Origin of the sequence: Streptomyces phytophilus (assembly GCF_013870535.1) — a bacterium.
GTDB classification, from domain to species: Bacteria; Actinomycetota; Actinomycetes; order Streptomycetales; family Streptomycetaceae; genus Streptomyces; species Streptomyces phytophilus.
On record NZ_JACBXC010000058.1, the window covers coordinates 1 to 13,886 of the forward strand.

The window sequence follows — 13,886 nt, forward strand, 5'->3', positions numbered from 1 at the left end:
GCCGCCCCCCGCTCCCGGCGCTGGCGCGTCGTCCCCTCGACGCTCGCCGTCCTCGTCCTCGCCGTGGCCGGCTGGACCGTCCTCCCTGACCTCCTCGACGACGACAAGTCGCCCGGCGCCACCGGCAACGGCCCCGGGGCGTCCACCCCCGGCCCCTCCACCTCCTCACCCTCCGAGGAGCCGAAGAAGGAGAACCTGCACACCCCCGCCGGCGCGCGCAAAGTCGTGCGCGCCATGGACAAGGCCATGGGCACGACGAAGGCCATCACCTGCACCCTGTATCCGGATAACGCCGACATCTACGCGGTGTCGGCGGACGGCGAGGTGTACGACGCCTTCGACTACCGGGACGGCAAGGGAGTCAAAGGGCAGAGCGTGGGGCTGATGAACGGCCACACATCGTTCGACGTCGCCGACGTCAACTGGGATGCGCTGCCCCGGCTGATCAAGGTGGCGGAGACCGAGCTGGAGCTGCGGGAGCCGGCGAAGGTCACCCACATCAGTGTGGACGCGGATTCCGACGGCGAGGAGATCGTGGTGTACGCGACCGGCGAGGTCGGCAGCGCGATGCTCACCGCGACCTTCGACGGCAAGATCACCGACCGCACGATGGCGCGTTGACCGCACGCGGCACGGCCGCGGCGTGTGCGCCGCTCCGTACAGCCGGGCTACGGCGCCGTCACGCCGCCAGCTCCGCCGGCAGCGGCTCGGCGTGCAGCACCGTCAGCCCCGACACCGCCCGCGTCAGGCAGACGTAGAGCCGCCGCAGCCCCGTACGCGCGTCGGGCTCCGCCGCGACGATCGCCGCCGGGTCGTCCAGTACGACGTAGTCGTACTCCAGGCCCTTCGCCAGCGACGCCGGGACCAGCGTCAGCCGCGCCTGCGACGTCGTCTCCTCGCCCGGTGACAGGAACGACAGCCCCGCCGCCGCCAGCGCCGCCCCCACGGCGGCCACCCGCCCGTCCGCCGCGATCAGCCCCACCGAGCCCTCCCGGTCCCGCAGCACCGACCCGCACGCCGCCGCCACCGCACCGTCCAGCGAAGCCCCCGGCACCGCCCGCACCGCCAGGTCCCCCGGCGACTCCCTGATCGACGTGGCCTCCGCGAGCCCCGGCGCGATCGACGGCAGCAGCCGCGACGCGTACGCGATGACCTGCCGCGGCACCCGGAACCCCTGCGTCAGCTCCTCGACCACTGCCTCCGGCTTCCCCAGGTGCCGGAGCGCCACCCCCCAGCTCTCCGTCGCCCACGGCGTCGTCCCCTGCGCGATGTCCCCCAGCACCGTCGCCGACCCCGTCGAGCACCGCCGCCCCACCGCCCGGTACTGCATGGGCGACAGGTCCTGCGCCTCGTCCAGCACCACGTGCCCCAGCGACGGCGTCCGCTCCACCACGTCCCGCGCCTCGTCGATCAGCACCGCGTCCGCCGCCGACCACCGCGCCGAGCGCACCCCCCGCGGCGCCTTCTCCCACAGCAGCAGCCGCTGCTCGTCCGCGTCGAGAAGCCCCTCCGCGTGCGCGGCCAGGAAGTCGGCGTCCGAGAGCAGCCGCAGCACCAGCTTCACCGGGTCCACCGCCGGCCAGATCACCTTCACCGCCGCCTTGACCGCCGCGTTCCGCGCCACCGCGTCCTGCACCCGGTCGTCCGGCGCCTCCCCGGCACGCTCCATCCGTACGAGCACCGCGTGCGCGATCCGCTGCGGCAGCGCCTCCCGCGCCGAGCTGTAGCGGATGTCGCGCTCCAGCAGCTCCCGGACCAGCTCCTCCACCTCGTACGCGGGCACCCGCCACCGCCGCGACCCGCGCACCACCACCACCGGCTCCACCGGCATCGTCACCCCGGACCGCACCGCCCGCCGCAGCACCTCCGCCATCCGCGCGTCGCCCTTGAGCCGCGCCACCGGCGCCGGGTCGGCCCCCCGCACCTCCACGTGCGCCACCAGCTCCGCCACCGTCGCCTGCTTCACGTCCAGCTCGCCCAGCGTCGGCAGCACCTGCTCGATGTACCGCAGGAACGAGTCGTTCGGCCCGATCACCAGCGTCCCCGTACGCGCCAGCCGCTCCCGGTGCGCATACAGCAGATACGCCACCCGGTGCAGCCCCACCGCCGTCTTCCCCGTCCCCGGCGCCCCCTGCACGCACACCGTCCCGCCGATCTCCGCCCGCACGATCTCGTCCTGCTCCGGCTGGATCGTCGCCACGATGTCCCGCATCGGCCCGACGCGCGGGCGCTCGATCTCCCGTTGCAGCAGGGCGCTCGACTTCGCCGCCTCGGACGGGTCGGTCAGGTGCTCGTCCTCGTACGCCGTGATCTCCCCGCGGTCGTACCCGAACCGGCGGCGGAGCGCCACATCCATCGGGTCCTTCTTCGACGCCCGGTAGAACGGCTGCGACACCGGCGCCCGCCAGTCGATCACCATCGGATCGCCGTCGGCGTCGTGCACGTGCCGCCGCCCGATGTAGAAGCTCTCGCCGGGGTCCCCTTCGGCCTTCTCCGCCCCGGGTGCGTACGAGTAGTCGAGGCGCCCGAAGAAGAGCGGGGTGTCGGCGAGGTCGGCGAGCGCCTTGATCCGCTGGTCGATCTCGGACTGGAGCACCTCGGCGTTGACCCAGTTCGCGGTCACGTCGGCGATGTCCAGCGCCTCGGCGTCGGCCCGCATGGCACGCAGCGCGCTGCGGGACGCGGCCAGGTGGGCGCGCTCGCGGACGAGGGGCGCGGGCGGAGTCGGGCCGGGGGTGGCACCGGGCACGGGGTCGGAGAGAGGGGCGGACATGGTGGTACGAGCCTCCGGCGCTGGCGGTACGGTCACGGGCGTGGCGTAGGCCGCCGGTTTCCGACCGGCAGGCGGCACTCCCGGCGCGCGAAAACAGCCGAGGAGGCGGGGGCAGACGCGCGAGCTTACGCGCGGGGCGCGGGCGGGTCCAACCAATTTCTCCGCCGGAGGCGAATGGCCGGTACTGCGCTGGCGCCCGACCCCCGGCCGCAGTTGTCTGTACGCCGACAAGAGTGCGCGACTCTACGAACCCGAAGGAGCCCGCCCCATGCGAAGAACCCGCTTATCCGCCACCCTGGCCGCCCTCACCCTGACCGCAGCCCTGGCCGGTACCGCCACCGCCGCCCCGGCCGGCGCCGACCCGGCGGCAGCGCCCCTGTGCGCCAAGGGGTACGTCTGCGTCGAGCAGGGCGGCGGCATCGTCACCCTCGTACCGGAGGGCAGCCCGTACGACTTCGACCCGCCCGTGCGCCTGGTGTCGGTCGTCAACAGCACGAGCATCCCGTACTGCCTCACCGGCACGTACAACACCGGCGTCGCCCCCGGCGGCACCTACGAGCCGCCGGTCGCGTACACCCTGCGCTGGCTGACCCCGTCGCCCGGGGGCTTCTGCTCGACGGCGGACAACTAGCGGCCGGGGAACTCCTCACGCTTGACGGCGGCGACGAAGTCGTCCCACGCGGCGGGACTGAAGGCCAGTTGGGGGCCGTCGGGGTCTTTCGAGTCGCGCACGGGGACGGTGGTGGGGGTGGTGGCCACCTCCACACAGTTGCCGCCGTTGTCGCCGCTGTAGCTGCTCTTGCGCCAGTCGGCGGCCACCTCGATGCAGTCGCCGCCATTGTCTCCGCTGTAGCTGCTCTTACGCCACGTCATGGCCATGCTGCCGGTATCCCTCCATGAACTCACCGATCAGAGCGGCGGATTCGCGAGCCGACAGAGCGTCAGCCCTGAGCAAATCATAGGTGCGCAAGTGTCGTTCGTAGACCGCCGGATCCTCGCCGAAGTGCCCGCGGTCGAGAGACTCCGAGTAGACGCACCTGTGGTCGTCGGGCAGGGTGATCAGCGACATTGAGGTGTTGGGCCGGACGAGTTCGGGGCGGTCGGCGGGCGCCACTTGGACCTGGATGTTGGTCCGCTGGCCGGCAGCGAGCAGGTGCGCGCACTGCTCGCGCATGACCCCCGGCCCGCCGATGACGTTGCGGAGGCAACTTTCGTCGAGCACGACGACGTACATCGGCCCCTCGGGCGAGAGGAACCGCTGTTGGCGGCTGAGCCTGGCTCGTACCCGCTCCGCGGCCTTCTCCTCATCGGGCGTGACCCGGGCGAACAAGGCGCGCGCGTACGGCTCACTTTGCAACAGGCCCGGCATGACTCGCTCCTGGTACGCCCGCAATGCCACGCACTCCGCGTCCATCTGTGCTCGTCGTTCGAACCAATCCGGATGGGCGACATCCGGGTACCAGTCGACCTTCAGCCACAGTCGCGCTAACAGTCCGTTACCACCCAACACCTCGTCGCACTTCTCCGCGAACGTGTCCGGCGGGACGCTCGTCCCCGTCTCCACCCTCGCGACGTACGACCGGTCGCAGGGGATCTGCTTCGCCAGCTCCGCCTGCGTCATGCCTGCTGCCTCGCGCAGGTACTTCAGCACGTCGCCGAACATCTCGGCCGTCGTACCGGTCGCACGGTGGGTGGCGTTCCGTGGGGTCATGTCTGCCTCCCAGTTCAAGTCACGTCTGTCACGTGCCGGGCCTTGCTCTTGGCCACTCCGCTCCGAAAGCCTTTCACCACGCAGCGTAACCGAGCGCTACGACGATACAGCCTTAAATCCCAAAGTGTCACTGTAATTCTGGAGTTGGTGTGGATGGCCGAGCATGGAGCGTGCAGTTCGGAGGGCACGGCGCGCGAGTGGTCGATGGGGTACGTGATGGGCTACCGGTCCGTGCCGCTGGTGCGGGTGCACGTACGGCGGCAGTTGGCGCTGTGGCGGTGGGGCGGGGACGCGCAGGACGCGGCGGTCGTGGTGTCGGAGCTGGTGACGAACGCGATCCAGTACGGGCGGCGGATCGGGCGGCGGGTGTGGGTGCGGCTGGCCGTACGGGAGGACGGTTCGCTGGTGATCGACGTGTCGGATCCGCAGGCGACGCTGCCGCCGCGGGTGCTGGACCCGTCGCTGCCGGGGCCGGAGGAGGAGCGGGGGAGGGGGCTGTTCCTGGCGCGGGGGCTGGGGGCGGAGCTGTCGTGGTTCCCGCGCGAGTTCGTCGGCAAGACCGTACGGGCGACGCTGGAGCCGGGGCCGCGCCCGGGGCCGACGTCGGAGGAGGAAGTCGGGGGAACCCTGAGACTTCCGTAGGGGTGCGGCTGGCCCCTGGGTCGTAGAAACGGGGCGGTGGGATTCCGTCCGCGGGCCGAGGTTTTCCGCAGGTGACCCGCGGCACGCTGGAAACATGAGCAGCGCTTCCATCGCCCCGCCTCGCGGGGCAGCAGACACCCGGCGGGCCACCGATGCCCCGCAGCCCGACAGCCCGCACATCGCGACGGTGGCCGCGCGTGCGACGAGGAACCACCTGCACACGGCGTGGCGGGCGGTCACCGCCTTCGGCGGCGCGATGGTCTCGGTGGTCGTCCTGGGGGAGTACGCGGACCGCTGAGCGGGCGCCGGAGCCTTTCGCCGATGAACCGGCGGGACTACGGTGAGCGCCCGCGTGCTTGCGGCGGTGGAGCGGAGGGCCGGTGCGTTTCTGGAGACGACGCGAGTCCGAGCCGCCGGAGCGCCCGGAGCCCTCAGAACCCCCGGGCCCCTCGGACCTCCCGGACCTCCCGGAGCCATCCGTGCCGTCCGCGCGGGCGGCCGTGGCCCAGGGCGATGATCCGGCCTGGTTGCGGCATTGCGCGGCGTGCGGGTCGCTCGCGGCCGGCGGGTACGTGTTCCACCTGCCGCACGGGCCGGAGGGGCTGTGCCGCAGCAGCCGGGGTGTCGACTGCGCGAAGGAGCAGGTGACCGTGAGCCGGGCCGTGGCCGTCACGGGCATGAGCGCGGACGACCTCTTCACCGAGGTCTACGCGGCCATCGGCGACCCGGACAACGCCATGCGCGTCGAGGCCGCGAAGCGCCTGGGGATGGCGCCGCCGCGGCCCACGGGGGCGGTGTTCGGCGAGGCGCGGACCGGCAGTGCGGCGGAGGCGCTGGAGACGGTCGTCGGCCGGGCGGTCCCGGCGGTGCCCGTCATCGACGGGCCCAGGCTCACGGCCGAGTTCCGGAGCGTCGCGAGGGCGTGGTCCAGCAAAGGGCTGTGGAGCGGTACGGAGGAGGAGGCCGTCGGCATCCTCCGCGTCAATCTCGAACGCGACGTGCTCCGGGAGCGCTTCGAGTACTTCGCGGTCGACGTGCTGGCGGATGCCTTCTGCGCCCAGGTCTCCGCGGTCTACGACGGTGTGTTCTCGGGGTACCGGATCTGGCGTACCGCCGACCGCCTCCACTTCTGCGGCGGGTGGCAGACGATCCTCGGCTACGGCTCGCCGGGCGCCCACGGCGGCCGGGCGGCCATGTGGGAGGAGCACGGCCTGCTTCCCCGGCCCCACGCCGAGGCGGCGGGGGGCAGGAAGGCCCGTACCGGCCGGCTCCTGGACGAACTGTTCACGATCGGCGTCAGCCGCGGGTTCCTGCCCGGAGGCGAAGTGGACCCGCGAACGCGGGAGATCGGGGCCGAGCTGGACCGGATGGGGGGACTGCGCGGCATGCTCCGGGCGCACGAGGTCGTGAGGGCCGAGCTGGACAGGTCCCATGCCCGGCACCTGGAGTTCGCGTGGGACGGGATCGGGGCGTGGCTCGGCTAGGTTCGCGGTTCGCGGTTCGCGTCGGCGAAGGATCCCGCTCGGTTCCCCGACTCCCGGCGGACGTGACCGGCGGTGCGTCAGCCCTGCGCGGCGCGCCCCAGTGCCGCCGCTGCCCGGCGGATGTTCTGCACCGTCCAGGGCGGGCAGCCCGCGTCGGCCTCGACCTCCGGCCGCGTACGCCACAGGACCTCGGACACCTCGGCGGGTGCGGCGGGGTAGGGGGCTGCGGTGGCCGGCAGGTGGGCGGCGAAGAGGACGTTGACGACGGGGTTGCCGGTGTCGGAGACGAAGAAGGCGCTCTCGGCGTAGTGCAGGGGGACGCCCGTGAGATCGACGCCGACCTCCTCGGCCACCTCGCGCCGGGCGGTGGCCTCCAGGACGTCGTCGGCGGAGGCGCCGGGGGCTGCTCCGGCGGTTGTTTCCACCTTGCCGCCGGGTACGGCGAGGGTTCCGCCGGCGTGACCGAGGTCGGGGTGGCGGACGATCAGGAGCCACTGCTCGCCGCGCAGTAGGGCGACACAGACGTTGACGACGTACATCTGTGAACTCTTTCCGCTGGTCGGGGGTCGGGGCGGAGGCGGGTCCGGGCGGGCCGGAGGCTAGGCGGACGGGCGCGGCTGCTTGAGGCCGACGGTGGTGGCGCCGTGGCCTTCGGCGTCCAGCAGGTTGCGCAGGAGCCCGGGGAAGCGCTTCTCCAACTCCTCGGCCCGCAGGTGGACGTAGCAGCGGGTGCCTTCGTCGCGGGTCCGGGTGATGCCGGAGGACCTGAGGACCTTGAGGTGGTGGCTGAGGGTGGACTTCGCGACGGGGGCGTCCAGTTCGCCCCACTGGCGTTCGGCGCCGTCGGACAGGAGGCGTACGAGACCGAGGCGGAGGGGATCGGCGAGCGCGGCCAGGACGGTGGTGAGGGCCACGTCGTCCAGGTCGGGGTGGTGTGCATCCTTGGCGGCCACGTTTCGAGTATCGCATCCTGCCATTCTTGTTCGATGTTCGACGAACTTCGAATAATGTGTGAGCCATGACTCGGATGACTCGGATGGCTCGGATACGACGCGTGCCCGGCTGGTTGATCGGGCTGTTCGTCGCCACGCTCGCGCTGGGGACGGACGAGTTCGTGATCGCCGGACTGCTGCCCGAACTGGCGGCCGACCTGGGGGTTTCCACGGGGGCGGCGGGGCAGTTGATCGCGGTGTTCGCGGTGGCTTTCGCGCTGGGTGCGCCGGTGCTGGCGGTGGTGCTGGACCCGTACCCGAGGCGCAGGGTGATGCTGACGGGCCTGGCGGTCTTCATGCTCGCGAACGTCGCCGCTGCCGTGGCGCCGACGTTCGGCGTGCTGGTGGTGCTGCGGGCGGTGGCGGGGCTGGCGGCGGCGGTGGTGTCGTCGACGGCGTTCGCGGTGGCGGCGGAGGGGGCGCCGGCGGGGCGGCAGGGGCGGTATCTGTCGGTGGTGACGGCGGGGTTGACGGTGGCGCTGTTCACGGGGGTGCCGGTGGGGGCGTGGGTCGGGGCGGCCTTCGGGTGGCGGTCGACGTTCGTGCTGGTGGGGGTGGTGGCGCTGGGGGCCCTGGCGGTGCTGGGCGGGGGGTTGCCGGAGTCGGCGGGGGTGCCGCGGGCGGTGGGGCTGGGGGAGCGGCTGGGGCCGCTGCGTAACGGGCGGGTGTTGCGACTGGTGCTGGCGGTGTTCCTGTCGGGGGCGGGCGGGTTGATGTTCTACAGCTACTTGGGGGCGGTGCTGGAGAGGCACCGGGGGGACAGCGAGGACCTGCCGCTGGTGCTGCTGCTGGTCGGCGTCGTCGGAGTGCCGTCGGCGCTGCTGGGAGGCAGACTCGCGGACCGCTACGGGGGACGGCGGAGCCGGCTGCTGGTACTGGGCGGGCACGCGGCGGCGCTGGTGGGCGCGGGGGTGCTGCTTGCGGTACGGGCGCCGTTCGCGGCGGTGCTGGCGGGGATCGCGGTGTGGTCGGTGTTCGCGTGGGCGCTGAACCCGCCGCTACAGGCGAGCACCATCGAGGCGGCCCCGGAGGCGCCGATGACGGCGATCGGACTGAACATCTCGGGGCTGTACCTGGGCACGGCGGTGGCGGCGGGGGCCGGAGGCGCGATCGTGGAGGCGGCGGGGAGCGCGTGGCTCCCGTTCGCGGGGGCGGTGGCGCTGGGGGCAGCATGGGCAACCGCGAGATTCCCCGAGACCACCAACCCTCCAGTCCCCCACAACCCCCACCCAAGGCCCCACCCAACCCCCCGTAACCCCTCACCCCCACCCAGGGGCCGCCCAAACCCCCACAACCCCCACAACCCCCACAACCCCCACAACCCCTCACACCCGCCCAAGGGTACGCGCCCGCTCTGACAACGCGCCCCGGTCACCGCCCCAGCCGCCCGGCGTCAACTCCCCTTCGTACGACGCCGGCGGCGAAACCAGCCGCCGCGTGCCGCGCCGTCCCGGGCGGTCCGCCGCAGCACCCGCCTCCTCGATGCCCGGGAGCGGGCCGGGCAGTTGCCGTCCCGGCCCCTCGTCCTTGCGGGTAGCTACGCCATGGCGGCAGTCGGGGCCGTCGCGTCTCGGTCGGCCGGGGGTCGGGTGCGTGTGGCGGGGCGAAGTTCGGCTTCGGGAGCGTAAAACGCGACCGAGGTGGGGTAGTTTGTGGTGATTTGGCGGGTGGGGCTACGGAAAGTTCCTACTACATCTACGCACCATCCCCCACCCCGACCCACCTCGCCGGCACCCGCCCCCGCACTCGCCCCCCTCCCCACAGCAGACCAGCCCCAACGCCGCTGACCCGGGCGCGTTGTCAGAGCGGGCGCATACCCTTGGGTGGGCGTGAGGGGACGTGTAGGGCTGTGGCCGGACGCGGGGGTCTTCGGTGCCGATCCCGGCGTCCGACCAGGGCCCCACCTGCCCGGTGCCCGTGCCGCCGCGGGCTGCCCCGCGTGCGTATCGAGCCGGTCCCAGCCGCGGCAGGCCCGAAAGCTCCCCTGCCCCGCGCCCACTCCCAGCCCCCGCCCCCGCCCCCGCCCCCGCCCCAAACGCGACAGAGCCCGGGGGCTGTCGTGCCCCCGGGCTCCTACCGCACGGCTACGGCGACGGCTACTGCTACTGCTACTGCTACGGGGCGGCGTCGGTGACCGGAGGAGTATCACCCCCGCCGCGCCCCGCAGTCCGTCGTCATCCAGTCGTCATCCAGCGGCGTCTTCCCCGCCACCGTCCCCGCTGCCACCGTCCCCGCTGCTGCCGTCCCCGCTGCTGCCGTCCCGGCTGCTGCCGTCCCCAGCGGCACTCCCAGCCGCGTTGCGTTCCCTCACCTCGTCCATGAACCGCCCCCGCTCATTACTCCTCGGGAACGCCTCATCCGGCACCGGAACCCCCAGGAACTCGCACAGCGGCTCCCAGCCCTCGCTCACCCGGAACACCAGCAGCCGCCCCGCGTCCACCCCTTCCCGTACCGCCGCATCGTGCTCCGCGACGACCTTCAGCGCGTGCTCCTTGTCGGTGAACCGGCCGTCGAACACGCCGTCCCACACCACCTCCAGCGACATCTCCCGCAGCCGCAGGAACCCCTCGTCCGCGTCCTCCGGCGGCGGGGCCACCGCCGCGGCGTGGATGCTGCTCGCCGCGCTCGCGTACCAGCTCTCCGGGTCCCGTACCGTCAGCACCACCTTCGCCTCCGGGAACGCCCCGGATATCTCCCGCCAGAAGCGCGCCCCCGGCCAGTCCACCGTGGAGCGGTACTCCGCGAACACCTGCCGCCAGTCCACGGCCTCTCCGCGCGACGCCGCCTGCCACATCGGGATCTGCCCGGGGTCCTCGAAGAGGCCCAGCATGTGGTGGCACGGGCCGAAGCCCAGCCGTTCCAGCGCCGTCTTGAGCGACAGCGTTCCGGTGCGGCCGACTCCCGCGCCGATGACTTCCAGCATTCCCTTCTCCTTCCGATGCTTCTCCTGCTTCTCCTGCTGCTCCTGACCTCTGCCTGCGCGCCGCGTCCCTACGTCCCCCGCAGCAGCAGCGCCCAGACCGTCGCGCCCGGCCCGCAGGCCAGCACCACCCCGTGCTCCCCCTTCGCCAGCGGCTGCGTCTCCTGTAGCCGCCGCAGTACGCCCAGCACTGCCGGGGCCGCGGTGTTGCCGTACTCCCGCATCACTTCCCGTGCCGCCGCCATCGACTGCTCGGGCAGCCCCAGTGCCTCGTCCACCCGGTCGAGAATGCGCCGCCCGCCCGGGTGGACGGCCCACCACGCGACGTCGGCCCAGCGCACCCGGTGCCGGGAGAGGAGGGCCCGCGCGGGTATCGCGACGGACGAGGCGACGACGTCCGGCATCGACGGCTTGAGCCTGATGCGCAACCCGCTGTCGCCCATGTGGACTTGCAGGTCGTCGGCGTACGCGGGCGCCGTGAGCTGTTCCGAGTCGACGACGTCCACGCCCGGGGCCGCCGGCTCACCGTCCGCCTCCGGCGGCAGCAGCACCACCGCCGCCGCGCCGTCGCCGAACAGCGTGAGGACGACGGCCTGTTCCTTGTCGTACGGCGGTGGCTGCACATGCGGCGAGAAGAGGTCCACCGCGAGCAGCACCGCCGGGCGCCGCTTGGCCGCGACCCAGTGCGCGCACGCGGACACCGCCGGCACCGCCGCGTAGCAGCCCATCGGGCCGAGCGACAGGGTCTCGACGTCGGGGCGCAGCCCCAGTTCGGGGGCGAGGGCGTCGAGGCCGGGGGCGGAGTGGGTCGTGGTGGTGACGGTGGCGAACAGCCCCACGTCCTCGGGGCGCAGGCCGGCCTCGGCGAGCGCCTCGGTGACGGTGTCGCGGCCGAGGCGGCGGGCTTCGGCGAGGCTGCGGTCCATCCGCCGGCGCGTGGTCCAGCGGCGGGGGTCTTCCAGCAGGGCGTTGACGGCCATGCCCTTGGTGGTGATCGCCGAGTTCCGGATGACCTGGGCGACCGTGTCGCCTCCGGGGTCGGCGGCGACGAGGTTGGCGAACTCTTCCATCTTGACCAGCGGTGGGGATCGGAACGTGACGGTCACGATCCGCGCTTCGGACATGGTGTTCTCCTGACTCTGCAAGGCGTCGGCAGCCTTCTGTCAGTGCTGGGCGGCCTTGTCGGACTGGGCAGCGGCCCCGGCAGCCCCGGCGGTCCCGGCACCCCCGGTGGTCTCGACGGCCTCGACGGCCTCGACGGCCTCGACGGCCTCGACCTCCGAGGACCCGATGACCCGCCCCCGCGCGTCCAGCGCCTGGACCTTCACGTAGTCGATGTCCCGCGCCTCGGGCGGCAGTTGCACCTCGGTGTCGAGCCCGTTCCACCCCGCACGCGCTACGGGCCGCAGCCCCGACTCCGTCTCGCCGCCGAGCACACGCCAGCCCTTGACCTCGGTGGCGCCGTTCCACACGGCGTCGACCGCGGTGACCGTGTCGTTCACCTCGACGTCGGGTGCGGTGTCGGGGGTGCTCTTCCAAGGGGCGCGATAGCCCCTGTAACTACTGATGTCCTTCGGCAGCGCGCCGTCGAAGACGAGCCGGCCCGAGGGCGCGAACTCGGAGATGCGGCCCGACGGCGAGCCCCAGCTCACGAACGTGTTGCCGTTGGGCAGCGCCTGGCTGTTGCCCTCCAGGCCGGTCGTCAGCCGGTCCGGGTGGACCTGCTGGCGTACCAGCTCCGCGGTCATCCGCTCCTCGTCGATACGCAGCCACGCGACCCGCGACTCGTAGCCGGGGCTGCCCATGTTCTGGTTGTCGAAGACGCGGTACGTGTCCTCGCCGGCCGGTTCGATGTTGTGCTGGCCGATCGTGCGGGCACCGGCGCCGAGGCGGAAGTCGCTGCGCTTGCCGCCGAGCCGCCAGAGGACCTCGCCGGTCTCGCGGTCGACCTTGTAGATGGAGCTGGTCTCGCGGCCGGAGAAGAGGAGGTTGCCGTCGTGGTCGAGGCTGACGGCGTTGAGGTGCATGTACGGAAAGGGGCCCGGCATGCCGGGGTCGAAACGGCGGTCGGAGTCGGTGATCGGGATGTGGTCGAGGCTGTGCCAGTCCATGACCTTTTCGCCGGTGGCGATGTCGATCTCCTGCACGACGTAGTCGAGGACTTGACCGTCTTCGGGGCCGCCGACGGGGGTGAGGTCGTACGGCTCGTCGCGGTAGCTGAGGATCAGGGCCGTGCCGTCGGGGGTGAGGCGGAACTCGTGGAAGTCGGTGCGCTCGCCGGCGTCCGGGGTTCTGACGGTGGCGATGATCTCGTAGTTCTCGTCGGCGATGTAGCCGGTGCCCGAGCCCGTGCCGGTGGGGGAGCTTTCGCCTTCCCACCAGGTGAGCACCTTCTTGCCGCGGTACTCCTGGACCTGGAAGTCGGCGGCGACGAAGCCCTCGGGGATCCGGTGGTACCAGACGGGGCGGCCGCGGTCGTCGACGATCTGGGGGCCGCGGGGTGTCTCGTGGCGGCCCTGCGGGGTGAGGAAGAGCAGGCCGGGGGCCATGCCCTGGCCGCGCTTGAGTACGTCGAGACCGGGTGGGGCCTCGCCGTCGACGGCGGCGGCCTGGTCGGCGGCGCTGCCGGGGGCGGCCGTAGTGCCCCGGGCGGTGCCCGGGGCAGCCGGAGCGGCGGCGGCGGTGCCCGCGGTGGCCGGGGCCGCCGCCGTGAGCGTGGCCGCCGTTACTCCGCAGAGCACCATCGCGGTGTACGTACGCGGTAGGTGTGGACGGGTCATCCGAAGGTCTCCTGTCGGAGGTGGAGGGTCCGGAACGCCGGCCGGCCGTCGTACGGCGGCGTGGTGGGCCGCGGGGCCGCTGAACCGGCGATCTTGCTCAAACGTTGTAACAAGCGCGCGGTTACAGCGTGGTGACGCCGGAAGGGCTTGCTGACCAGTGCCGTCGAGCAGTTGGACGCCGCGGCGGAACCTCCGGAAGGCCCCCGATGCCGCCCCTGCTCAGGGCGGGCATCTCTTGTCACAGGTGTGCTGCAAACGGTCTTCTGGGTGTGCTGGTGTGGTGAGGAAACTCCCTATAGTGTCGGCGACTTGAGCACCCGTGAGCACGCCGCTCACTCGGGGAGCACGTAGCTCAACCCGGCGCACACACCCGACCTGGGACAGGCCACCTGCCCGGAGGAGCCCGTCGATGACCGCGCACCAGGATGCAGCCCCGCCCCGGGCCTCGCGTTCCCGACTGCCCGCACCCCTGTCTGCCCTGTTCGTCAGCGTGCCCGCGACCGCCGTCGCGGTACTGGCCGCGGCGGTCGCGGGACCCGACGACCACACCAAGCAGATCGTCTACGGGGGTGGCGCCGCCGCCG

Annotated in this window: 13 protein-coding genes and 1 pseudogene; 6 read left to right on the forward strand and 8 right to left on the reverse strand. The window is 72.6% G+C overall.

All coding sequences use genetic code 11. The features are described 5' to 3' along the window. Positions 1 to 621: pseudogene (locus H5J30_RS06050) on the forward strand (serine/threonine protein kinase); the annotation flags it as partial. 58 nt (positions 622 to 679) lie between these two features. Here the strand turns inward: H5J30_RS06050 and H5J30_RS06055 are convergent. Further along, positions 680 to 2,773 carry a HelD family protein gene (locus H5J30_RS06055; RefSeq protein ID WP_181786121.1) on the reverse strand — a complete coding sequence of 698 codons (2,094 nt, stop codon included), beginning with the start codon at positions 2,771 to 2,773 and terminating at the stop codon, positions 680 to 682. Between the two features lie 268 nt (positions 2,774 to 3,041). On the opposite strand from H5J30_RS06055, the gene H5J30_RS06060 reads away from it, so the two are divergent. Next, on the forward strand, positions 3,042 to 3,404 hold the full coding sequence (locus H5J30_RS06060; RefSeq protein ID WP_181786122.1) for a hypothetical protein: 363 nt from the start codon (positions 3,042 to 3,044) through the stop codon (positions 3,402 to 3,404). Here H5J30_RS06060 and H5J30_RS36470 read toward each other — a convergent pair. Both H5J30_RS36470 and H5J30_RS06070 read right to left on the reverse strand, forming a co-directional pair. Beyond that, on the reverse strand, positions 3,401 to 3,652 hold the full coding sequence (locus H5J30_RS36470; RefSeq protein WP_181786123.1) for a DUF397 domain-containing protein: 252 nt from the start codon (positions 3,650 to 3,652) through the stop codon (positions 3,401 to 3,403). The genes H5J30_RS06060 and H5J30_RS36470 overlap by 4 nt on opposite strands. Then, positions 3,633 to 4,436: a helix-turn-helix domain-containing protein gene (locus H5J30_RS06070; protein WP_181786124.1), complete on the reverse strand. Its 804-nt coding sequence runs from the start codon at positions 4,434 to 4,436 to the stop codon at positions 3,633 to 3,635. Before H5J30_RS06070 ends, H5J30_RS36470 begins: the two co-directional genes overlap by 20 nt. A gap of 201 nt (positions 4,437 to 4,637) precedes the next feature. On the opposite strand from H5J30_RS06070, the gene H5J30_RS06075 reads away from it, so the two are divergent. From H5J30_RS06075 to H5J30_RS06085, 3 genes are all read left to right on the forward strand, one after another. Continuing rightward, positions 4,638 to 5,126, forward strand: coding sequence for an ATP-binding protein (locus tag H5J30_RS06075; protein ID WP_181786125.1), 489 nt, complete (start codon positions 4,638 to 4,640; stop codon positions 5,124 to 5,126). Between the two features lie 94 nt (positions 5,127 to 5,220). After that, complete coding sequence (locus H5J30_RS06080) at positions 5,221 to 5,424, forward strand: hypothetical protein (RefSeq protein WP_181786126.1); 204 nt, start codon at positions 5,221 to 5,223, stop codon at positions 5,422 to 5,424. Between the two features lie 352 nt (positions 5,425 to 5,776). Continuing rightward, positions 5,777 to 6,610, forward strand: coding sequence for a hypothetical protein (locus H5J30_RS06085; RefSeq protein ID WP_309505444.1), 834 nt, complete (start codon positions 5,777 to 5,779; stop codon positions 6,608 to 6,610). 77 nt (positions 6,611 to 6,687) lie between these two features. Here the strand turns inward: H5J30_RS06085 and H5J30_RS06090 are convergent, their stop codons facing one another. Then, positions 6,688 to 7,149: an NUDIX hydrolase gene (locus H5J30_RS06090; RefSeq protein WP_181786127.1), complete on the reverse strand. Its 462-nt coding sequence runs from the start codon at positions 7,147 to 7,149 to the stop codon at positions 6,688 to 6,690. Positions 7,150 to 7,209: 60 nt separating this feature from the next. Next, on the reverse strand, positions 7,210 to 7,563 hold the full coding sequence (locus H5J30_RS06095) for an ArsR/SmtB family transcription factor (RefSeq protein ID WP_309505445.1): 354 nt from the start codon (positions 7,561 to 7,563) through the stop codon (positions 7,210 to 7,212). Between the two features lie 101 nt (positions 7,564 to 7,664). Between H5J30_RS06095 and H5J30_RS06100 the strand changes: the two genes are divergently transcribed. Then, positions 7,665 to 8,960 (forward strand): MFS transporter, encoded by a 1,296-nt coding sequence (locus tag H5J30_RS06100; RefSeq protein ID WP_220188583.1) that lies wholly within the window; start codon positions 7,665 to 7,667, stop codon positions 8,958 to 8,960. A gap of 827 nt (positions 8,961 to 9,787) precedes the next feature. On the opposite strand, the gene H5J30_RS06105 is transcribed toward H5J30_RS06100, so the two are convergent. The 3 genes from H5J30_RS06105 to H5J30_RS06115 all read right to left on the reverse strand — a co-directional run bounded on the left by H5J30_RS06105 (position 9,788) and on the right by H5J30_RS06115 (position 13,302). Then, positions 9,788 to 10,525 carry a sulfotransferase family protein gene (locus tag H5J30_RS06105; protein WP_181786129.1) on the reverse strand — a complete coding sequence of 246 codons (738 nt, stop codon included), beginning with the start codon at positions 10,523 to 10,525 and terminating at the stop codon, positions 9,788 to 9,790. 68 nt (positions 10,526 to 10,593) lie between these two features. Next, the gene (locus tag H5J30_RS06110) at positions 10,594 to 11,646 is read right to left on the reverse strand and encodes a type III polyketide synthase (protein ID WP_181786130.1); all 1,053 of its coding nucleotides are present in this window, start codon (positions 11,644 to 11,646) and stop codon (positions 10,594 to 10,596) included. A 39-nt stretch (positions 11,647 to 11,685) separates the two neighbouring features. Next, positions 11,686 to 13,302, reverse strand: a complete 1,617-nt coding sequence (locus tag H5J30_RS06115) for an arylsulfotransferase family protein (RefSeq protein WP_258563135.1) — start codon at positions 13,300 to 13,302, stop codon at positions 11,686 to 11,688. Positions 13,303 to 13,886: the final 584 nt, after the last annotated feature.